Source organism: Bradyrhizobium cedriense (assembly GCF_054602315.1).
Map to the genome: position 1 here is coordinate 994,514 of NZ_JBTSWB010000002.1, position 18,996 is coordinate 1,013,509.

Here is an 18,996-nt window from a genome sequence, read left to right on the forward strand (position 1 = left end):
CGCGTCATCCTATGGGCTTGGCGAGGTGTAAGCCAAGAAGATCAGCACGCCGAGAGCCAGCATGGCAGCCATGAACAGCAGCACCGCCGGCAATCCCGCGAGCGCCGCCACCGCGCCGGTGACCGACTGCATCAGCGCGGCGCCGAGGAAGAAGGCGAGGTTGACGGCCGCGAGCGCCTTGCCCGCGACCTGCGCATCGACCAGCTGCCTGGACATGCCGAACAGCAGCGGCTGGGCCGAGGTGGCCAGGCCGATGAGCACGAATAGCACGAGATCGTATTGCGGCGGCATCACCGGCAGGCCGAACAGCGCGGAGACGGCGTAATGCGGCGCGCCCAACGCCATCAGCGCCAGCAGCACCGCCCCGATCATATGCGTTCCCGCCACCAGCGCGCGGCGTCGGCCGAGCCGGCGGTCGATCATGCCGATGCACAGGGGGCCTATGATCATCGCCAGCGTGAACGCGCCGAGCTGGTTGCCGGCCTCGACCCGCGAGAGTCCCTTGACGTCCATCAGCCATGGTCCGCCCCACAGGCCGCGCAGCACCAGCGAGGTCGCCAGCGACACCAGCGCCAGCGCGATCAGGCCGCGCAAGGGCCGCGAGAGACCGAGCCGGAGCACCTCGATCATCTGCGCCAGCGGCGAGGACTCGTCCTTGTGCTCGGCCGGCTGATGCGGCACCAGCACGAACACCGCGAGCGCCACCGCGATCCCGCCGATCGCGGACATCCAGAATCCGGCGCGCCAGCCGTAAGTGTCGACCACGAAGGCCAGCGGGCTCGACGACAGCAACATGCCGATATTGCCGATCGAAAGGATCGCGCCCGACCACAGCCCGAACCGCGCCGCCGACAATTGCTTCGCCGCCAGCGTCATCGGGCACATCAGCATGCCCGAGGTGGCAACGCCCAGCAGCAGCTGCCCGACCGCGAAGCTCTCCGGCCCGGTCGCGAATCCCGACGCGACCGCGCCGAACACGGTTCCCGCCAGCAGAGCGAGCGACACCGGCCGCACGCCAAACCGGTCCATCGCCGCCCCGACCGGGATCTGCGCCGCCGCAAAGGCGAAAGGATAGATCGACGTGAGGCTCGCCAGCGCCTGCGGCTCGATATGGAAATCCGCCGCCATCAGGTCGAGGCTGACCGCCGGAATCGTGCGCAGCAAGGTCGAGAGCATGTGCCCGCAGGCGAGCGCCACGAGCGCGAAGATCAGCGCGCGGGTGCCATCCCCCGCCTCTTTCGTGGCAGCCGTCGTCATCAGCGTTTCGTCCCGGCAAGCTTTTAGCCGGGTTACACGATTGAGAGGAGGCTGCCAATGGCGAGAGGTGTACCGCTCGCGCAGGGACGATCGGACCTGATCTCAGGGCTTCTGACGCGGCATCAGTCCTCGAACGAGATAATAGACGCTGCAGACGCAGGGAACAGTCAGCGTCGCCCACGAGAGCGGCCACCAGATGCCGCCTTCCCCGATCAGGGCAGCCAGCAGACCGAACAGCGTCACCAGCGCCAGCAACGCCGGAATCATCCAAGGCGTCGGCTTCGACGTCATCGGGCGAACCCCGTCGAGGCTGCTCGCATGTCGGCTGCGGCCGTCGGCCGTGTCCGCCATCTTGCGAGCCAGAGATAGAGGCCGCTGACCAGGACGACGATCGTGACGATATCGAGCACCGCCCAGATGATTTTCAGCGGCAGCCCGCCATAATCGCCGAAATGCAGCGGCTGCGAGACAAACAGCGCTGTTGCGTACCACGGCATGTCGCGCACCGCGACGACCTCGCCGCTCGCGGCATCGATGATGGCCGGCTTGAGGATGCGGCTCGTCAGCGGCGTATCGCCAGTCAGGAACGCCGCGTAGTGTCCGGGCGTGGCGAAAGGGCTGCCTGGAAAGGCAAGCGTCGTCACAGTCATTCCCGGAACCGCCGCGTGCACCCTGGCGAGGACGAGGTCGACCGGAGCCCTGTCATTGCCTCGCGGCTTGCCCTGACTTTGCGCCGCCATCTCCATCAGCTGGTTCGACTGCCACATCAGCTCGATCGGCGCCGCCAGCGTATTGATCACGCCGGTCAGCGAAACGATGCCGAACCAGGCCAGCGTGATGATGCCGAGCAGATTGTGCAGGTCGAGCCAGCGCAGCCGGTTGCTGTGCTGCCTGCGCACCTCGCCGAACCTGAGGTCGCGGGCGAACGGACCGTACAGCACCATGCCGGAGACGATCGCGACGAGCAGAAGCAGTCCCATGCCGCCGAGGAAAAGCGTGCCTTTGATGCCGGCGAACAAATCGGCATGAAGTCGCAGCATGACGTAGATGAAGCCCTCATTGGGTTGATCGACCGCGAGGGCCTTGCCGGTCCTGATATCGAAGACCTTGTAGAAGAAGCTGTCGGGCGCGGACGTCATCTCGGCGGCCGTCGGGATCTTCACGATCGGCTTTTCGCGATCGTAGAACAGGTAGGGGACGATCTCGCCCGGGCGCTCGGCCAGCGCCTGAGCGATCATGACGTCGACGGAGGCGCGAGTGTTGGGCTCGTCGACCTGTTCGAGCGCAGGGGTGGGCCCCAGCTCCTCACGGAAGATGAGCGGGAGGCCGGTGAGACACAGGAGCAGCGCGACGACCGTGCAGATCAGGCTGCTCCATTTGTGAATCCGCGACCACCACCGCAGCCGTCGTGCTCTCATGCCCCCGCCAACATCTTGGACAATGACATCAGATCACCACCTGTAGCGCAGGCCCGCCAGCACGAGCCGGCCGTTTCCGAACTGGCAGTAAAAATTGGAGCTGCAGCTTGTATAGTAGCTCTTGTCGAACAGGTTGGTGACGTTGAGCGTGAGCTCCGCGCCCTTCCAGGCGCGCACGAGGTTGACGAGGTCGTAGCGCACCGCGGCGTCGACGACGACGTATCCCGGCGACACCAGGCTGTTGATGTCGTCGCCATAGGAGGGACCGACTGAGCGGACACCTCCGCCGACGGTGAGGCCTGCGAGGCCGCCGGTCAGGAAGCTGTAGTTGGCCCACAGCGATTCGAAATGTGTCGGCACGGCTTGCGGGCGCTTGCCGATCGCCGTGAGATCGGTCGATTTCGTCACCTTGGTGTCGAGGAAGGTCGAGGCCGCGACGATCTCGATGTTCTCGGTCAGCTTGCCCCGCGCCTCCAGTTCGATACCGCGTGAGCGGATCTCGCCCTGCTGCACGCTGAAGCCCGGCACCGCGGACGGCGTCAACGTATTCTGCTGGCGCAGATCGAATACGGCGGCCGTGAACAGCATGTCGGCAAAGGCCGGCTTGTACTTCAGCCCGCCTTCGTACTGCTCGCCGGTCGTGGGCACGAAGGGCAGGCCGTTGCTGCCGACGCCGATGGTCGGCTCGAACGATGTCGAATAGCTGACATAGGGCGCGAGCCCGCTGTCGAACAGATAGAGCAGGCCGGCGCGATAGGTCTGCTTGTCGCTCTCCTGCGACGTCTTAGCCAGCGAGATCCGGTTGTCGTTGTTCTGCTCGGTCCAGTCGTGCCGGGTTCCCAGCGTCAGGCGGAAGCCGCCGAACTTCATCTGGTCCTGGACATAGATGCCGGTCTGCGTCAGCGACTGGTCGTTGTTGATGAACGGGAACAGCGTTCCCACCGGTTGATAATAGGCGGGATTGACGACATCCAGCGAGGTCGCGCCGCCGAATTGGTAGAGCCACGAGCTGTGCGTATTCTGCTGGTCCCAGCCGGCGAGCACGGTGTGTTCGACAGCCGATGTCCGGAAGTCGAAGCGCAGGCGGTTGTCGGCGGCGATGCCGTCGGCGCTTTCGGTGGACCGGATCGCCGCGCGGGGGATCGTGCCGGCTGCGGTGAGCGGGCCGAACATTTGCAGCGACTGGAAGTCGGTATCGACCTTGGAGTAGCGCAGGGCCGAGTGGAAGCTGACGACGTCATTCAGGCGGCGGTCGAACACGTATCCGACGCCCGATTGCTCGCGCTCGAAACGGTCGAAGCCGGGATCGCCGATGTTCAGATTGCGATTGAGATACGGCCGATACGCTGCCGGCGCCAGCGATTGCGGATAGAGCGAGTTGAAATAGCCGCCCTTCGGGTCGCGCTGGTAGAAGCCCGAGACAGTGAGCCGGGTGTCGGCGTCAGGCCGCCACGTGATCGCCGGCGCGACGCCGAAACGCTGCTCGTCCACGCCGTCGTAACGCGTGCCGGACATCCGGCCGATCGCGCTGATGCTGTAGAGCCATTTATGCGCGGCATCCAATGCGCCCTGGCTGGTGATGCCGCCCTGGACGCGGCCGTGGCTGCCGCCTTCGATACGTGCTTCGTTGTAGGGAATGTCGCTCGGCTGGCGGCTGACCAGATTGACGAGACCGCCAGGGCTGATCTGTCCGTACAGGACGGCCGAGGGTCCCTTGATGACCTCGATGCGGTCGAGCAGGAACGCGTCGATCGACGTCACCGCGAAAGCCTGGCCGCGCGGCAGCTTCAATCCGTCGAGGAAGCCGACGAAATTGGTGGAGGTGCCGAAGCCGCCGATGCCGCGCAGGAACACGCTGTCATAGCGGGTGGTCGCGTCGCGTTCGGAGAGGACACCTGCCGTGTATTGCAGGGCGTTGCCGACGGTCTGCGGGTTCTGCGCGTCGATCTGCCGGCGCGTCACCGTGGTGACGGATTGCGGCGTTTCCAGCACGGGCGTGGACGTCTTCGTCGCCGTCGACTGGTTGGTCGCAGCCATCTGGTCGCGCGTGTCCTGCCGTGCCGTCGCCGATGCCGCCGCGGCGGGAGTGGCCGTCGCTGGTGCGTCGGAGTTCGTCCTCGACCGGTTGCCGCGCCGCGTCGCGCCCTGCTGGCGCTGCGATGCCACGTTGGCGGCCGACCGCTGCGCCTGCGGTGCGTCCACCGTCACCGGCGGCAGCGCGGAGTTCTGCGCAAACGTCGGCCCATCCAGTGCAAGAAAAGCAGTCGAGCCAAGCAGAAGCGCCGCACCTCGCAGAACCCGCTGCGATCCCCCGGTCATTCCCATCGTCAAACCCCCACCCAAATCCGGCGGACGGGGTTAAAACAAAACGGGACGATAGTGTCCAGTTATGAAGTTGGCTTTTTCGAGTATTTAGAACTATTAAAAGTCCAGAAGAGCGATTCCGGATCGCGCAGGGGAAGGCATGAAGCAGGCAGTCAAGACCGCCAAGCGCACGAAGAGGCGCATCGGCGAAAGCCGTGGCGGGCGACCGACCAAGGCGGAGGCTCAGGCGATCGAGGACCGGATCCTGGCGGTGGCCGCGGATCTGTTCGCGCGGGATGGCTATGCCGCGACATCCATGGAGCGAGTCGTCTCGGAATGCGGCGCCGGCAAGGACACCATCTACCGGCGCTATCCGTCGAAGCGCGCAATCTTCGATGCAGTCCTCGAGCGAAGCCGCCGGCGCATCATGGCGCGTCTCGGCGACCTTCAGGTCAGGCAATCGAGCCAGGACAGCCTCGCGCAGCTCAAGGAACTGACGAGCCTCCTCCTCGACATCAATCTCGATCCGGAACTGGTTGCCTTCAAGAGGATCGCCGCCAGCGAAAGCCTGGTTGCCGCCGGCAGTCGTGCCGAGCCGGAGCCGGATGCCATCATGTCTCTGCTGCGAACCTCGGTGATGAAGGCCCAGGCCGATCGGCACATCGTTCCGGGCGATGTCAATTTCCTGACCGACTTTCTCATCAACAGCATCATCGTCGGCCCGACCACGCTGGCGATGTTCGGCTACAAGCCGCTCGCAACGCCGAGGGAGCGGAAGCTCTACTTCGAGAAGGCGTGGAAGCTGTATCTTGGCGGCGCCGCTGGCCCGCGAGGCTAGGCCCGCAAGCTCTTTCTCCCCGTGGTCGGTCGTGCAGGATCTGCTCGCCGCCCTCGTCGCATCTGACTGTCCTGCGCGACAGGATCATCTGCATGTCTCAGCGTGGGCGCAAACGGCAACTTACTTCATTTCACGGAGAAGCTTCCAGGCCTCGTCCAGCAGGTCCTGGACCTGCCGTCGCTCGGCGATGCTGTCCTGCGCGAACCTTCCATGCTTGCGCGCATTGAAGTTTCCCTTCGGCGCACCGCAGCCTCGTCCGCCGCCGTGCATGCGACAGCGCGTCTTGCCGCGCATTGCCGGGGCCTGGCAGGCGTGACCGCCGCGGGTGCGGGCGCCGCAACGCGGGCTAGCCCACATCGGGCCAGTGCTTCGAGCATGGTGACTCACGACTGGCCACACTGCGTTGCCGCCCGTTCGCCCTCATCAGGCCTCATGGCCGTCCGCACCTCCAGCGGCGCGTCCGCCGCGCCCGGCTCGGGCATGATCACATTGGCATGCTGTGTCACGTTGCCGACGATCGCGCTGCCGCCGTCCTGCACCGACACGTTCTGGACGGTAATCGGCCGCTCGCCGCTGCTGCGGTGGTGGCTGAGGGCCTCCATCTGGGCTGCGAAGGTTCGGGCCAGCCGGGTCAATGCACGGGTGATGCCCTCCTGCTGCTGAAGATTCTCGGTCAGGGCGAGACGAAAGGCGGAGCGCATTGTGGCCGCGTGAACGGACACCATCTGCGCCACCAGCATGGCTTCGATGGAATCCCTCGGCGCGATGCTCTTCATCATCGAGATCATGAAGGCGAGATTGGCTTCGTCGGGCTTCTGGCAGATCATGCTGGCCTTCATCAATTGCTTGAGGAGGCCGTGCAGCGCGTCGAGGTCGACGGCTCCGAGCGCGTCGGCCAGCAGGCGCTCGCCGGCCCGCGCGTCGGGATGCTGGATCACGATGCGTCGCCGGGTGAGCTTGATCCGCGGGCTCTGCCCGTTGCGGTCGTGGGCTGCGGCGGGCGCTAGGCTGTTGCTGAGTGGGGCTGTCGTCATATGGGTGTGTCCCTGGTTGGCGTAGGCGCGAGGGCTCGCCGGGCGCGAGACCGGTCGCGCGCTCGTTGCGCGGAATTGCAATTCTCGGATGTCGATGAGGTGCTTACGGGGATCCGCCTCGCGGCGCCCACGAGCGGGGCGACGTGGATACCGGCGGATGGCGCGATGATGCCATTCTGCCAGTGTTTTGCCCGACGAGTCAAAGGTCGCTTCGCAGGATCCGAAAAATCGTATGTCCTGCCGCAAGTGCTTGTTCCGACTGGGGCCGTCTACTGTGCATGGGGTTGTTTCGCATTTTTTGTCAGGAAGCGGCGCGCACGTGCCGTGCGGCGGAATGCCGGCGTCCAAACGCGATTGCGAAATCCGGCGTGGCCGCTATTCATGATCTTCGAATGTGTCGCACCAACAAACATGCACAAGCGGCGCTGAGAGGTCTGGGAGAGAACGAATGCAAAGAATGGCCCGCCTGCTGGCAGTCATCGCGGGATTGTGCGCCTCTGCGCTGTCGACGCAGGCGCTGGCGCAGAAATATCCGGTGCGCCCGGTCAAGGTCATGGTCGGCTTCAGCGCCGGAGGGCCGGTCGACGTCGTCGCCCGCATCATCGGCGATCGCTTGAGCAACAAGCTCGGGCAGCCCTTCGTGGTGGAGAACCGCGCCGGCGCCAACGGCATGATCGCCGCCGAAGGTGTCGCACGTGCGGACGCGGACGGCTACACGATGCTCGCCTGCAATTCGTCCACGATCACGCTGAACAAGACGCTGTTCAGGGAGATCCGCTACGATCCGGAGAAGGACTTCGCGCCGCTCACCACCGTCGTCTCGGCGCCGCTCGTGCTCGTGGTCAATCCCGAGAATCCCAAGACGGCCAACATCAAGACGGTGGCCGATCTCGTCGCTGCGGCGAAGGCCGCTCCCGGCGCGCTCGCTTACGGCTCCGGCGGCAACGGCAACCTCGCCCATCTCGCCATGGAGCTGCTCAGCCAGAAGGCCGGCATCAAGATGATCCACGTGCCGTACCGCGGCGGTTCGGCCGCCGAGGTCGGCATCCTCGCGCAGGAGGTGCTCGCGGTGTTCGATCCGCTCTCCGCAGTGCCGCTGGTGAAGGCCGGCAAGCTGCGCGCGCTCGCGGTGTCGTCGGCCGAACGATTGCCGGCGCTGCCCGATGTGCCGACCGTCGCGGAGGCCGGCTATCCCGGCTTCGACATCTCGTTCTGGGTCGGCTTCTTCATGCCCAAGGCGACACCCGCGCCGATCCTGGAGACCCTGCACCGCGAGATCGTCGCTGCCGCCAAGGAGCCGGCGGCCGAAGAGAGGCTCGGCTCGCAGGGTGTCGTGAGCGTGCTCAGCCCGGCCGACTATGCCGCCAAGATCGCCAAGGAGACCAGGGAGCTCGCCGAGGTCGTCGCGGCCGCGAACATCAAGGCGGAATAGCACGCGAGGCACAGCCGTCGTCGCGGCTAGCCGCTGCGGCCCTCGATCAGCCGCGCCAGCCGCTCCAGCAGCGGGCGCTGGCCGTCGTTGATCTTCCGGGCCGCCTCGTCCAGCGCGAAGAATTCAGCACGATCGATCTCGGGAAAGCTTTGCCGCTGGCCGCTGCGCGGCGGCCATTCGAGCTCGAACGTATTGCTCCGGATGTTGCGCGTGTCGATGTCGAGCTCGATGGCAAAGGCGGTGACGGTCTTGCCGCCGCGCTGCTTGACATCACCCAGCGCGGTCAGCGGTCCCGTCAACTCCAGGCCAAGCTCCTCGGCGAATTCGCGTCGCGCTTCGGCTTCGGCATCTTGCCCGTCCGGATATTCGCCCTTCGGGATCGACCAGGCGCCAAGGTCCTTGTTGCGCCAGAACGGTCCGCCGGGATGAACGAGCAGGACCTCGATATCGGGCCGCATCCTATAGAGCAGAATTCCGGCACTGTTACGTGGCATCGCGGGTTCCGTGCCGGCGCGTCGTCGCGCTGGTATCGGGAAAACTGGTACTTGGCGTCTTAGCACAGGTCGGTAGCCAACGCTTGAGCCGATACGAGGGAGTGAACCACAACGGCGTGTCATCGAAGAGATCGACCAGCGTAGCGCGTATCGGAGCCGCTCGACGCGGCGGCTCCGAACGCTCTAACCCGAAGGCCGCTCGCGCGATGCGAAGCGAACGGCGCGGGCCTTCGCGCTCTTTCCAGCCGCACGAGCTGCAATCGCGTTGCGTGCCTTGCCGTGAGCCGAAGCGTTCCTCTGCAACGAGTTTGCAGATCGCTTGCGTGCGCGGTTTGCCGTCAGGCGTGCGGCAAGCTGTTCGGCCTTGCGAATGATGGTCGTGACCGAAGGCGTCAGGTTCACCGGCACCCAGGCGACGTCCTTCGTCTTCGACAGGCTGCCGATGCCTTCACACGGCGCTTCGCGCGGCAGGTCGATCCTGATCGCGAGAGCCTCCGATCGTTCGACCCAGTCTTCCGCCTTGGTGCCGGTGATGATGCGGACATAGTCGCGCGTCTCGCGCGGCAGCTCGCTCTCTTTCGCCAGCCATTTCTGGATGCGGCCGGGACCTGCGTTGTAGGCGGCGGCAGCAAGGCCGAGATTGCCGAAATCGTCACGAAGCTTGCGCAGGAATTTTGCCGATGCCGGTAGCGCCTTCATGGGATCGAAGGGATCGTCGAGCCCGACCTCGGCCGCCGTTCCCGGCATGAATTGCGCAACGCCTTGCGCGCCGGCGTGGCTGACCTCATCGGACTTGAAGCGGCTTTCCTGCCAGATCAGGCGCGCGAAGAACGGCACTGGAATGCCGCTGGCCTCGGCGGCCGCGCGAAGCGCATGACAGAATTGGTCGGTCGGTGAAACCGGCGCAGGTGCAACAGGTTCGGTCGCGCGCGGCGGTTCGATTGTTTCCTCATGTGCCGCGCGGGCGTTGGCGACATCGATGGCCTGCACGCTGGCAAGGAAGAGTTCGACCACTGGAACAAGTGGCGAGGCATGATTGTTCTGAAGAACGGCGGTGTCGAAGGGTGATGTTCGCCGGGACGCCGATGGATCGAGGTCGCACATCAGAAGCAGAAACGCGGCGCAAGCCGCGACGACAAATCGCATTTGCTGGGGCAACCTCAAACTGTGGGATGAACGGCCAGCGATGCGCCGGCGACAAGGAGTTCTTAACCTTCCGATTGCGGCAAAGCTGCGATCTCGCCGGTTCCTTCGGTGTTAATACGGTGTTCCCGAAGGGAAACTCTCCGCGGTGTTGTGGGCCGCTTGCGAGTGGGATGCGCGATGACGATGCGATCGATATTTGGCGCGGTATTTTCGCTGTGGCTCATCGGTCCGGCGCTCGCCGGCAATCTCGATCCGGCTGCGGTGAATGACGCTGCGCGTCCTGCGAAACCGCCGGCCGCTGACAAGCTCAATCCAGCGGTGGTGAAGCTTCAGGTCCTGCTCGATCGTGCGCAATTCTCGCCCGGCGAGATTGACGGCAAGCTCGGCGAGAACGCGCAGAAGGCGCTCAAGGCATTCTCGGAGCAGAATGGCATCGCATCCGACAAGGCGATAGCGCCGGAGCTCTGGGACAAGCTGACAGCGGCGAGCGAGGGCCCCATCGTCGCCGACTACAAGATCGCCGACGCTGACGTGAGCGGCCCGTTTCTGAAGGATTTGCCGAGTAAACTCGATGACATGAAATCGCTGAAGGCGCTGAGCTACACCAGCCCTCTCGAAGGGCTTGCCGAGAAATTCCACATGAGCGCGGATCTGCTCAGGGCGCTCAACCCGGGCAAGGCCTTCGACAAGGTGGGAGAGACGATCGTCGTTGCAAACGTTCCGGCACGACGAGAGCTGCCGCGCATGGCCCGGCTCGAGGTCGACAAGAAGAACGGGACACTGAAAGCGTTCGACGCGAGTGGCGCTCTGCTGGCGTTCTATCCGGCGTCAGTCGGCAGTCCGGATCGTCCGACGCCGAACGGCACGCTCAAGGTGACGAGCACACACGAGAATCCGACCTATCGCTACAATCCCGACTACAAGTTCAAGAGCGTCAGATCCAAACGTCCCTTCAACATCAAGCCGGGTCCGAACAATCCCGTGGGCGCATATTGGATCGGCCTGTCGGCGCAGGGTTATGGCATCCACGGAACGGCAGAGCCCGACAAAGTCAGCAAGTCGGCATCTCACGGCTGCGTCAGGCTGACCAATTGGGACGCGCGTGCGATCGGCGAGAACGTCAAGCGCGGTACGCCCGTCGTCTTCCTCGAACCGCCGACCGACACCTCCTCCGAGCAGAAAGGCAAGACGGCTGCTAAGCGTGCCTCGAACTAGTCCGTGGACTCATTCTAACGCGAGGCCATAGCCTGGATCGAATCTAGCTGGATCAAGGCCAAGTAGTTGGCGGCGTGCTTGTCGCAGCGGATTGCGACCCGAGGACATTGTTTGGTCTTATTGAAGAACCGTTCAACGAAATTGCGCTCACGGTACAGGTACTGACTGAAGCCGATCAGGCTCCTTGCGACTACTTCTTGGCGGGATGTTGACCCATGCACACGTCTTGGCGGCGACGGCTCTGATCCAATTGGCATCATGGCCGCGATCGGCGTACAATTGCGTTGTTCAGCTCGCGCGGGGCGGGTATCTTTCCGCCCGGTGGATCAGCCGGTCCGTCGTCATCCTGGCAGCCACCCCGCTCGTTGTCCACGCTGCCGACGCCTTGCGGGGCTCAGCTCCTATGTCCGATCTTAGCGGAGGCCCTGGAACGAGACCATCATGGGGAGACGAAACATGCACGACACCGTTCGACTGATCTGCATGTCGATAGCGACAGCGTCTGTGCTCGCACTCACAACCGAAACCCACTCCCAGACATTGACCAAGGACGTTCCGACCAAGGAGCAGCTCGCGAACGACAACAACCTGTTCCTGGCGCTCGCGCGCAAATATCTCAAGTGGGACGAGCCCGAGGAGCCGGTCAGGATTGTCGGTCCCATCTATTTCGTCGGCACCAAGGGACTTGGCGCCTTCCTGCTCACGACCCCGGAAGGGCACATCCTGATGAACACCGGCATGCCCCCATCCGGGCCGATGATCGCGGAATCCATTCGCAAACTCGGGTTCAAATCCGAAGACATCAAGATCATGATCAACGGCCACGCGCATGTCGACCACGCGGGCGCCTTCGCTTTCTTCAAGAAACTGTCCGGCGCGCAGGTGGCGATCATGAAGGATGACGTCCCGTTGATCGAGAACGGCGGCCGGGGCGACTTCAAGTACGCTGACGATTTCACCTACCAAGGGGTCGAGGTCGACCGCGTCCTGCGCGACGGCGACACGGTCAGACTTGGCGATCTCTTGCTCACTGCCTATCACACGCCGGGCCACACAAAGGGTGCGACCACCTGGGTCCTGAACATTGTCGTTGACGGGAAACCTTATGTCGTTGCGTTCCCCGACGGAGCCGGGTTCAACCCTGGCTACCGGCTGGCGAAGAATGCGATATACCCGGGCATCAACGCGGACTATCGCCGCACTCATCATTTTCTCGAGATGCTGAAGCCCGACATCTGGCTGGCGCAGCACAACGAATACTACGACTTCGAAGGCAAGCGAAAGCGGGCGCTGATAGAAGGCGTGAACGCATGGATTGACCCTGAGGGGTACCGGCGCTTCATCGCCCACAAGAAACACGCTTTCGAGGAGCAGGTTGATCTGGAGCTTGGCGCTCCCAAGGCGCCCGTCAAGTGAGACTGCTTGACCGAGTCATTGGAGGCTCACATGACGCAAACTCGAACAGCGGAGTGGAATCGGGCATCCGTAGCCGCCCTCTTCACTGTAGCGCTCTATGCGGTGCTGGCGTTGACCTCAACGCCGACTGCGGCCCAGGGAACGCCGAACGGTAGTAGTCCTGTGACAGTCACTGTCGGGAATTTTGTCCGTGCCGAAACCGACTACTATTTCAAAACGCGGGCATTTGGAAAATTGAATCACAGCCGGACGATGGCGACGATCGACAAGCAGGACGTCGTGCGGATGAATCGCGACACGCTTTATTCGTCCGGTATCTTTGACCTTGAAGCGGCTCCGGTCACCATCACCCTGCCCGACGCGGGCAAGCGCTTCATGTCGATGCAGGTCATTTCCCAGGATCACTACACGACCGAAGTCGTCGATGGGCCGGGTCGCTTCACCTACACCAAGGACAAGATTGGTACTCGCTATGTGTTCCTGCTCGTTCGAACGCTCGCCAATCCCGAAGACGCCGCCGACATGAAGGTCGCCAACGCGGTTCAGGATTCAATCAAGGTCGAGCAGGCGAGCGTCGGAAAATTCGAGGTGCCGAACTGGGATCCGCAGTCTCGGGCCAAGGTACGCAACGCCTTGAGTGCACTGGCGCCGTTGCGCGGCAGCGACACCAGCGTCATGTTCGGCACCAGGAGCGAGGTCGACCCGGTCGCGCATCTCATCGGGACGGCGATGGGGTGGGGCGGAAATCCGCCCTACGCCGCGGTGTATCCAAGCTTCTATCCGAGTGACAACGGCGGCAAGACCGTTCACAAGCTGACGCTCAAGGACGTGCCGGTCGACGGCTTCTGGTCGATCAGCATCTACAACGCCAAAGGCTTCTTCGAAAAGAACAGTCTCAACGCCTATTCCCTGAACAATCTGACCGCCAAGCCGAATGCCGACGGCTCGTTCACGGTTCAGTTTGGCGGCTGCCGGAAAGACACGCCGAACTGCCTCCCGATCATGAAAGGATGGAACTACACTGTGCGGCTGTATCGGCCGCGCAAGGAGATTCTCGACGGGCGGTGGAAGCTCCCGGAGGCGCAACCGGTCAGATGAATCAGGTCTGGGGATTCCGCGGTGATCGGGGTCCCTCTTTGACATGGCGAATGGCAGCTCCCGGTCCATCGCGTCATTTCGCGCAGCAACTCAGTCGCTATCGGAGCGCAGCGGACATTCGGCCAGCCGCTTGCAGAACCGAATTTATGAGTACATGCCCTAGTCCTTGGGGAAATCCTTGCGCATCGCGATCTCGGCGGCATCGCCGGGCGACAACACGGTCTGATCGAAGGCCGGTTGCGGACTCGTCATGATGTCGTAGAGCGAGATGCCCTTGATCGGCTTGGCCATGAGCTTGCGAACGCATTCGGCGAGCGTGCCATTGTAGACGAGATAGGGCGGACCTCGGTCCTTCTGCCTCTCGCCCTTCAGCGACGGCCACTTCTTCAATTCGGCCGGCGCGTCATAGGCGATCGGCGATCTCTCTTTAAACATGGGTGTGTTCCCGGCGACTTGATTGCCGGGAATCCTAGGGCCGCCGGGGTAAACACCCGTTGAAGAATTGGTTCAAATCAGCCGGCAACGAAGGCGAGCAGGGTGCCGTTGGCCTTGGCCGGCGGCACGCAGATCGCGGCGCCACTGCGGACAGCGGCTGAACCCAGCGCCTTCTCCGTCGCCGCCAGATCGCCGCTGACGAGCACCAGCCCCGCACCTCCGCGCTCGGAGAGGCCGGTCAGCGGTACGCCGGGATAGCGTTTGCCGAGCTGGTCCAGCGTCAGATAGACGAAGTCGGCGCGATCGCCGCCGGAGAACATCGTGACCGCGCCGTCCGCCTCAATCTTTGGCTCGCGGTCGATCAGGCGGCCGAGATGCGCGGCCTCCTGCGCGGGCTCGGGCGTTGCGATCAGCGTTTGCTTGATCCGCCTGGCCGCATTGGCGTGCTGCATCAGTTCAGGAATCCACACGGTTTCGCGCGTCTTGTGCTGGCACGCGAAGATGCGCACGCCGCCGGGCGCTTCCGCGGTCGGCCACATGAAGGTGCGGAATTTTGCCGCCGAGACCGTGCCGTCTGGCAGCATCACCGGCCGCTCGAAATCGGTCGGGCCGATCGGTGTCAGGCCCCGCGCGCGAATCTCCTCGGCGCCGGCGGCGGAATCGACCGCGGTGAAGGCGATGCGTTCGATGCCCTCTCCCTGCTTGTCGAGGAACGCGCGCGCCGGAGCGTTCTGCTCGGTCGCGGCGAGCACGCCGAGCAGCTCCATGTAGTCGGGGTCGAACATGATGGTGTAGTTGCCGGTGCCCATATGCGCGCTGTGGGTGCCGCGCGGCGAGACCGTGAAGCCGAGCTGCCGGTAATTCTCGGCGGCCTTGTCGAGGTCCTTCACCATGACGACGGCGTGGTCGATACCGATGACGTTCTTGAGGGCCACTGTGCTTTCCCCGATTGCAGACTGACTTTGGCCGCGACGGCGGCCGTTCGATCCTCTCTACGCCCGATGGACAGCCAAGTCATTTTCAATTCCATGGGAGTTGCGGAATTTCATTCCGCGAAACGATCCGTCGAGGCAGGCCGGCGTCAATGCGCCTGCTCGATATAGGCAGCGATGAGCGCGCGCTCCTCGCTGGTCATCTCGGTGATATTGCCCGGCGGCATCGCATTGGACCAGGCCGCGACGCGGCCGATCAGGCGGATGTTGCGATGGATGTGCTCGGGCGCGTCGAGCAATATGCCCTTCGGCGCGGTCGCGATGCCGGCCCAGACCGGTTCGGCCGCGTGGCACATGCTGCAGCGGGACGTTACGATCTCCTCGACATTGGCGAGCGTCGGCGGCATCGACAGCGTAACCGCCTTCACCTCGCGAGGACCGGCGGCGGAGAGGATGAGGATTGCGATCACGCCGATGCCCGCCACGCCCCACACCCACCATGGCGATCTGCGCCCCGCGTGTCGCTCATTGAAGAAGTGGCGGATCACGGGGCCAAGCGCCAGGATGATGCCGACGATGATCCAGTTGAAACGTGTGGCGTAGAGCAGGGGATAGTGATTGCTGATCATCAGCACGACCACGGGAAGCGTCAGATAGTTGTTGTGGACCGAGCGCTCCTTGCTGGCCTTGCCGAGCTTCGGATCGGGCGCCTCGCCCGCGATCAGGCTGGCTACGATCTTCTTCTGGTTCGGGATGATCAGCGCGAAAACGTTGGCAACCATGATGGTGCCGATGATCGCACCGATCTGGTTGAAGGCGCCGCGGCCGCTCAGCACATGGGTGAAGGCGTAGGTCAGCGCGACAAGAAATAGATAGCCGCCGATGGCAAAGGGCAGCTCGCGCTGCGCCAGCCCGGTCCGGCAAGCGGCTTCATAGAGAAGCCATGCGAGCGCCAGACTACAGAAGCTGAACAGCCCGGCCTGGAACGGCGTGAGGTCGAGGATGGATTTGTCGACCAGGAACAGATCGGCCTCGAGATAGTACACCACCATCATCAGCGCGAAGCCGGACAGCCAGGTGGTGTAGGCCTCCCATTTGAACCAGGTCAGTTCGTCCGGCATCTGGCTTGGCGCGACCAGATATTTCATGATCCGGTAGAAGCCGCCGCCATGGACCTGCCAGGCTTCGCCCTGCACGCCATCGGGCAGGTCGCCCGTTGGATTGCTCTTGGGCCTGAGGCTGAGATCGAGGGCGATGAAATAGAAGGAACTGCCGATCCAGGCAATCGCCGCGACCACGTGCAGCCAGCGCAGCAGCAGGCTCGCCCATTCCGAAATGACGGATCCCCACATGATCTTCCCATCAGCTGCGACGCCAATGTGGCAGACTTGATGTCTGCAACTGGCGGCCGCCACCCCTGCAATGTGTCGCACCGATCAGCAGCGTTTTCCAGTATGCTGGCCCGCGGCTGACGCCCATCGTGCGGGCACGAGCTGACGTGTGATTCGGCAGGCGCATGACCGCCGTTGAACGTTTGCGGGTCGACGCGCATTGACGTCTGGAAGATGCAGTCCGGGAGGACGAGGTGAAGAGCAGTATAGGGTGTCTGGCGGTTTCCGCGGGGTTGCTGGTCGCGGCTGCGACCAGCGTGCAGGCCGAGCCGGTGCTGCAAGGCAAGGATGCCTATGGCGATTGGCGGGCCGACAAGCCCGGCACGGTCAGGCTGATCCGGCCGCAGGATCTGGTCAGGCCCGGCGCGACGCGGTCGGTGGCGAGCTCGTCGCGCGTGGTGCCGCGTCCGGCGGAGGCGGCGCTTCAGGTTCCGGCCGGCTTTAAGATCGAGCTGTTCGCAGAAGGCCTGCGCGCGCCGCGCATCGTACGCGTGGCGCCGAATGGCGATGTCTTCGTCGCGGAAACGCGGGCCGGCAACATCCGCGTGTTGCGCGCGGGAGACGGCGGCAAGGCCGCGACCAACGAGGTGTTTGCCGGCGGACTGCGGCAGCCGTTCGGCATCGCCTTCTTCCCGAACGGCGACAATCCGCAATGGGTCTATGTCGCCAACACCGACGGCGTCGTTCGCTTTCCCTACCAGGCCGGCGATCTCAAGGCGCGCGGCAAGGCGGAGACGATCGTGGCAAACTTGCCGCATGACGGCGGCCATTCCACCCGCGACATCGTCTTCACGCCCGACAACAAGCGCATGCTGGTCTCCGTCGGTTCGCTCAGCAACGTTGCCGAAGGCATGGGCACGCCGCCGGGCGGGATGGATGCGTGGTCGAAGACGCAGCCCCTTGGCGCGGCCTGGGCCAGCGAGACCGAGCGCGCCACCGTGCTCGCCTTCAATCCTGACGGCAAGGAGCGGAAGATCTACGCCACCGGCCTCCGCAATTGCGTCGGCCTCGCGATCCAGCCGCAGACCGGTGTGCCGTGGTGCTCGACCAACGAGCGCGACGGCCTCGGCGACGATCTCGTGCCCGATTACGTGACCAGCGTGAAGGAAGGCGCGTTCTACGGCTGGCCGTGGTTCTACATCGGCAGCAACGAGGACCCGCGCCACGCCGGCGCACGGCCGGATCTCAAGGACAAGGTGACGGTGCCCGACGTGCTCATCCAGCCGCATTCGGCCTCGCTCGGCATGACCTTCTACCAGGGCACGGAGTTTCCGAGCGAGTATCAAGGTGACGCCTTCGCGGCCGAGCACGGCTCCTGGAATAGATCGAAGCGTACCGGCTACAAGGTGATCCGCATCAAGATGAAGGATGGCAGGGCGACGGGCGAGTACGAGGATTTCGTCACCGGCTTCGTGGTGAGCGACACCGAGGTGTGGGGCCGGCCGGTCGGCGTCGCGGTGGCGAAGGATGGAGCGCTATTGGTTTCGGAGGACGGCAATGGCACGATCTGGCGGGTGACAAGCGCGCCGCGGTGAGCGCTGGACAACCTCCTATCCCCGTCGCACACTCGCCCCGCCATCCACCGGCAGTGTCACGCCGGTGATGAAGTTCGCCTCGTCCGAGGCCAGAAACAGCGCGGCGTTGGCGACGTCCCATCCGGTGCCCATCTTCCTGCGCAGCGGCACCTTGCTGTCGCGTTCTGCTTCCACCTCGGCGCGGGTCTTGTGCCATTCGCGGGCGCGGGTGTCGACGGCCATCGGCGTATTCATCAGGCCGGGCAGGATGACGTTGGCGCGGATGCCGTATTCGGCGTTCTGGTAGGCGAGCTGTTCGGTGAAGGCGATCATCGCCGATTTCGTTGCCTTGTAGGCGACGTAAGGGTAGGTCGTGATCGCGGCCATCGAGGAGATGTTGATGATGACGCCGCTTTGCTGCGTGCGCATGATCGGGATCACCTCTTTCGCCGCCAGGATGCAGCTCTTCAGGTTGATGGCGACGACGCGGTCGAACGCCTCTTCGGTCAGCTGAAGCAGCTCGGCATCGCCACCGGACAGGCTGACGCCGACATTGTTGTGCAGCACGTCGATCCGGCCCCAGCGCGACTGCGCGTCCGCCACCATCGCCCTGATGTCGGCAGTTTTGGTCACGTCGGCCTTGAAGGCGGCGGCGGTGCCTTGTTTGTCCGCGATCATCGCGACCGTCTCCTGCGCCGATTCAAGATGATGGTCGACGCACAGCACCTTCGCGCCCTCGCGTGCGAAGGTGAGGGCGGTGGCGCGGCCGTTGCCAATGCCTTCGCCGGGGCTCTGGCCGGCCCCGACCACGATCGCAACCTTGTCCTTCAAGCGCATCTCGTTCACTCCCGGCTTCGATCCCGTCATTCAATATTTTCGTGCAGATTAGCAATCGATCCGACCGGAGAGAAGGACGCGACTCCTGCGTTCATGTCATTGACATCACATGGAATTGCATGTTGCCCGGGCTATCGCGCAGGGGCGGCGCTCGGCAGTTCAGGAACCGTTCCCTCCGCACAGCGTTTGTCGCGGAGCTTTTCCCGCGCTAGGCTTCGTCCCGGGGCTTCCCAAC

18 protein-coding genes and 1 pseudogene are annotated in these 18,996 nt (G+C 64.1%); 6 read left to right on the top strand and 13 right to left on the bottom strand.

Annotation, left to right across the window (positions count from 1 at the left end; translation table 11 throughout):
- Positions 1-9: 9 nt before the first annotated feature.
- The 4 genes from ACYCVF_RS10935 to ACYCVF_RS10950 form a co-directional block, all read right to left on the bottom strand.
- Positions 10-1,257, bottom strand: a complete 1,248-nt coding sequence (locus ACYCVF_RS10935; RefSeq protein ID WP_459602454.1) for an MFS transporter — start codon at positions 1,255-1,257, stop codon at positions 10-12.
- Between the two features lie 102 nt (positions 1,258-1,359).
- On the bottom strand, positions 1,360-1,548 hold the full coding sequence (locus ACYCVF_RS10940; protein WP_459602456.1) for a hypothetical protein: 189 nt from the start codon (positions 1,546-1,548) through the stop codon (positions 1,360-1,362).
- Complete coding sequence (locus ACYCVF_RS10945; protein WP_459602458.1) at positions 1,545-2,675, bottom strand: PepSY-associated TM helix domain-containing protein; 1,131 nt, start codon at positions 2,673-2,675, stop codon at positions 1,545-1,547. Before ACYCVF_RS10945 ends, ACYCVF_RS10940 begins: the two co-directional genes overlap by 4 nt.
- Before the next feature lie 33 nt (positions 2,676-2,708).
- Positions 2,709-4,994, bottom strand: coding sequence for a TonB-dependent siderophore receptor (locus ACYCVF_RS10950; protein WP_459602460.1), 2,286 nt, complete (start codon positions 4,992-4,994; stop codon positions 2,709-2,711).
- A gap of 145 nt (positions 4,995-5,139) precedes the next feature.
- Here ACYCVF_RS10950 and ACYCVF_RS10955 point away from each other — a divergent pair, with 145 nt between their 5' ends.
- Entirely contained in the window at positions 5,140-5,817 is a 678-nt protein-coding gene (locus ACYCVF_RS10955) for a TetR/AcrR family transcriptional regulator (RefSeq protein WP_459602462.1), read from the top strand.
- A gap of 120 nt (positions 5,818-5,937) precedes the next feature.
- Here ACYCVF_RS10955 and ACYCVF_RS10960 read toward each other — a convergent pair whose 3' ends face one another.
- Entirely contained in the window at positions 5,938-6,174 is a 237-nt protein-coding gene (locus ACYCVF_RS10960; protein ID WP_459602464.1) for an HGGxSTG domain-containing protein, read from the bottom strand.
- A gap of 26 nt (positions 6,175-6,200) precedes the next feature.
- A complete protein-coding gene (locus tag ACYCVF_RS10965) occupies positions 6,201-6,851 on the bottom strand; it encodes a hypothetical protein (protein ID WP_459602753.1) in 651 nt (216 codons plus the stop codon).
- A 448-nt stretch (positions 6,852-7,299) separates the two neighbouring features.
- Between ACYCVF_RS10965 and ACYCVF_RS10970 the strand changes: the two genes are divergently transcribed.
- Positions 7,300-8,283 (top strand): Bug family tripartite tricarboxylate transporter substrate binding protein, encoded by a 984-nt coding sequence (locus ACYCVF_RS10970; RefSeq protein WP_459602466.1) that lies wholly within the window; start codon positions 7,300-7,302, stop codon positions 8,281-8,283.
- Between the two features lie 26 nt (positions 8,284-8,309).
- On the opposite strand, the gene ACYCVF_RS10975 is transcribed toward ACYCVF_RS10970, so the two are convergent.
- Positions 8,310-8,777, bottom strand: a complete 468-nt coding sequence (locus tag ACYCVF_RS10975) for an NUDIX domain-containing protein (protein ID WP_459602468.1) — start codon at positions 8,775-8,777, stop codon at positions 8,310-8,312.
- Positions 8,778-8,960: 183 nt separating this feature from the next.
- Positions 8,961-9,923, bottom strand: coding sequence for a lytic transglycosylase domain-containing protein (locus ACYCVF_RS10980; RefSeq protein ID WP_459602470.1), 963 nt, complete (start codon positions 9,921-9,923; stop codon positions 8,961-8,963).
- Positions 9,924-10,106: 183 nt separating this feature from the next.
- Here ACYCVF_RS10980 and ACYCVF_RS10985 point away from each other — a divergent pair, with 183 nt between their 5' ends.
- Positions 10,107-11,138: a L,D-transpeptidase family protein gene (locus tag ACYCVF_RS10985; RefSeq protein WP_459602755.1), complete on the top strand. Its 1,032-nt coding sequence runs from the start codon at positions 10,107-10,109 to the stop codon at positions 11,136-11,138.
- A gap of 14 nt (positions 11,139-11,152) precedes the next feature.
- On the opposite strand, the pseudogene ACYCVF_RS10990 reads toward ACYCVF_RS10985, so the two are convergent.
- Positions 11,153-11,423: pseudogene (locus tag ACYCVF_RS10990) on the bottom strand (IS5/IS1182 family transposase); the annotation flags it as partial.
- Positions 11,424-11,594: 171 nt separating this feature from the next.
- Here ACYCVF_RS10990 and bla point away from each other — a divergent pair.
- Together bla and ACYCVF_RS11000 are read left to right on the top strand one after the other, a co-directional pair.
- Positions 11,595-12,554 carry a subclass B3 metallo-beta-lactamase gene (gene bla, locus ACYCVF_RS10995; protein ID WP_459602472.1) on the top strand — a complete coding sequence of 320 codons (960 nt, stop codon included), beginning with the start codon at positions 11,595-11,597 and terminating at the stop codon, positions 12,552-12,554.
- A 30-nt stretch (positions 12,555-12,584) separates the two neighbouring features.
- Positions 12,585-13,652: a DUF1254 domain-containing protein gene (locus tag ACYCVF_RS11000; RefSeq protein WP_459602474.1), complete on the top strand. Its 1,068-nt coding sequence runs from the start codon at positions 12,585-12,587 to the stop codon at positions 13,650-13,652.
- A gap of 159 nt (positions 13,653-13,811) precedes the next feature.
- Here ACYCVF_RS11000 and ACYCVF_RS11005 read toward each other — a convergent pair whose 3' ends face one another.
- The 3 genes from ACYCVF_RS11005 to ACYCVF_RS11015 all read right to left on the bottom strand — a co-directional run bounded on the left by ACYCVF_RS11005 (position 13,812) and on the right by ACYCVF_RS11015 (position 16,371).
- Positions 13,812-14,087, bottom strand: a complete 276-nt coding sequence (locus ACYCVF_RS11005) for a hypothetical protein (RefSeq protein WP_459602476.1) — start codon at positions 14,085-14,087, stop codon at positions 13,812-13,814.
- Positions 14,088-14,164: 77 nt separating this feature from the next.
- Positions 14,165-15,022, bottom strand: a complete 858-nt coding sequence (locus ACYCVF_RS11010) for a VOC family protein (RefSeq protein WP_459602478.1) — start codon at positions 15,020-15,022, stop codon at positions 14,165-14,167.
- Positions 15,023-15,168: 146 nt separating this feature from the next.
- The gene (locus ACYCVF_RS11015) at positions 15,169-16,371 is read right to left on the bottom strand and encodes a urate hydroxylase PuuD (protein WP_459602480.1); all 1,203 of its coding nucleotides are present in this window, start codon (positions 16,369-16,371) and stop codon (positions 15,169-15,171) included.
- A gap of 233 nt (positions 16,372-16,604) precedes the next feature.
- On the opposite strand from ACYCVF_RS11015, the gene ACYCVF_RS11020 reads away from it, so the two are divergent.
- Positions 16,605-17,945 (top strand): PQQ-dependent sugar dehydrogenase, encoded by a 1,341-nt coding sequence (locus ACYCVF_RS11020; protein ID WP_459602482.1) that lies wholly within the window; start codon positions 16,605-16,607, stop codon positions 17,943-17,945.
- Between the two features lie 15 nt (positions 17,946-17,960).
- Here ACYCVF_RS11020 and ACYCVF_RS11025 read toward each other — a convergent pair whose 3' ends face one another.
- Complete coding sequence (locus ACYCVF_RS11025; RefSeq protein ID WP_459602757.1) at positions 17,961-18,761, bottom strand: SDR family NAD(P)-dependent oxidoreductase; 801 nt, start codon at positions 18,759-18,761, stop codon at positions 17,961-17,963.
- Between the last annotated feature and the right edge of the window lie 235 nt (positions 18,762-18,996).

What these genes read in the sequence shown, in the direction of transcription:
- ACYCVF_RS10935 (WP_459602454.1), bottom strand. Translation starts at nt 1,257, where the DNA reads ATGACGACGGCTGCCACGAAAGAGGCGGGGGATGGCACCCGCGCGCTG.
- ACYCVF_RS10940 (WP_459602456.1), bottom strand. Translation starts at nt 1,548, where the DNA reads ATGACGTCGAAGCCGACGCCTTGGATGATTCCGGCGTTGCTGGCGCTG.
- ACYCVF_RS10945 (WP_459602458.1), bottom strand. Translation starts at nt 2,675, where the DNA reads ATGAGAGCACGACGGCTGCGGTGGTGGTCGCGGATTCACAAATGGAGC.
- ACYCVF_RS10950 (WP_459602460.1), bottom strand. Translation starts at nt 4,994, where the DNA reads ATGACCGGGGGATCGCAGCGGGTTCTGCGAGGTGCGGCGCTTCTGCTT.
- ACYCVF_RS10955 (WP_459602462.1), top strand. Translation starts at nt 5,140, where the DNA reads ATGAAGCAGGCAGTCAAGACCGCCAAGCGCACGAAGAGGCGCATCGGC.
- ACYCVF_RS10960 (WP_459602464.1), bottom strand. Translation starts at nt 6,174, where the DNA reads ATGTGGGCTAGCCCGCGTTGCGGCGCCCGCACCCGCGGCGGTCACGCC.
- ACYCVF_RS10965 (WP_459602753.1), bottom strand. Translation starts at nt 6,851, where the DNA reads ATGACGACAGCCCCACTCAGCAACAGCCTAGCGCCCGCCGCAGCCCAC.
- ACYCVF_RS10970 (WP_459602466.1), top strand. Translation starts at nt 7,300, where the DNA reads ATGCAAAGAATGGCCCGCCTGCTGGCAGTCATCGCGGGATTGTGCGCC.
- ACYCVF_RS10975 (WP_459602468.1), bottom strand. Translation starts at nt 8,777, where the DNA reads ATGCCACGTAACAGTGCCGGAATTCTGCTCTATAGGATGCGGCCCGAT.
- ACYCVF_RS10980 (WP_459602470.1), bottom strand. Translation starts at nt 9,923, where the DNA reads ATGCGATTTGTCGTCGCGGCTTGCGCCGCGTTTCTGCTTCTGATGTGC.
- ACYCVF_RS10985 (WP_459602755.1), top strand. Translation starts at nt 10,107, where the DNA reads ATGCGATCGATATTTGGCGCGGTATTTTCGCTGTGGCTCATCGGTCCG.
- bla (WP_459602472.1), top strand. Translation starts at nt 11,595, where the DNA reads ATGCACGACACCGTTCGACTGATCTGCATGTCGATAGCGACAGCGTCT.
- ACYCVF_RS11000 (WP_459602474.1), top strand. Translation starts at nt 12,585, where the DNA reads ATGACGCAAACTCGAACAGCGGAGTGGAATCGGGCATCCGTAGCCGCC.
- ACYCVF_RS11005 (WP_459602476.1), bottom strand. Translation starts at nt 14,087, where the DNA reads ATGTTTAAAGAGAGATCGCCGATCGCCTATGACGCGCCGGCCGAATTG.
- ACYCVF_RS11015 (WP_459602480.1), bottom strand. Translation starts at nt 16,371, where the DNA reads ATGTGGGGATCCGTCATTTCGGAATGGGCGAGCCTGCTGCTGCGCTGG.
- ACYCVF_RS11025 (WP_459602757.1), bottom strand. Translation starts at nt 18,761, where the DNA reads ATGCGCTTGAAGGACAAGGTTGCGATCGTGGTCGGGGCCGGCCAGAGC.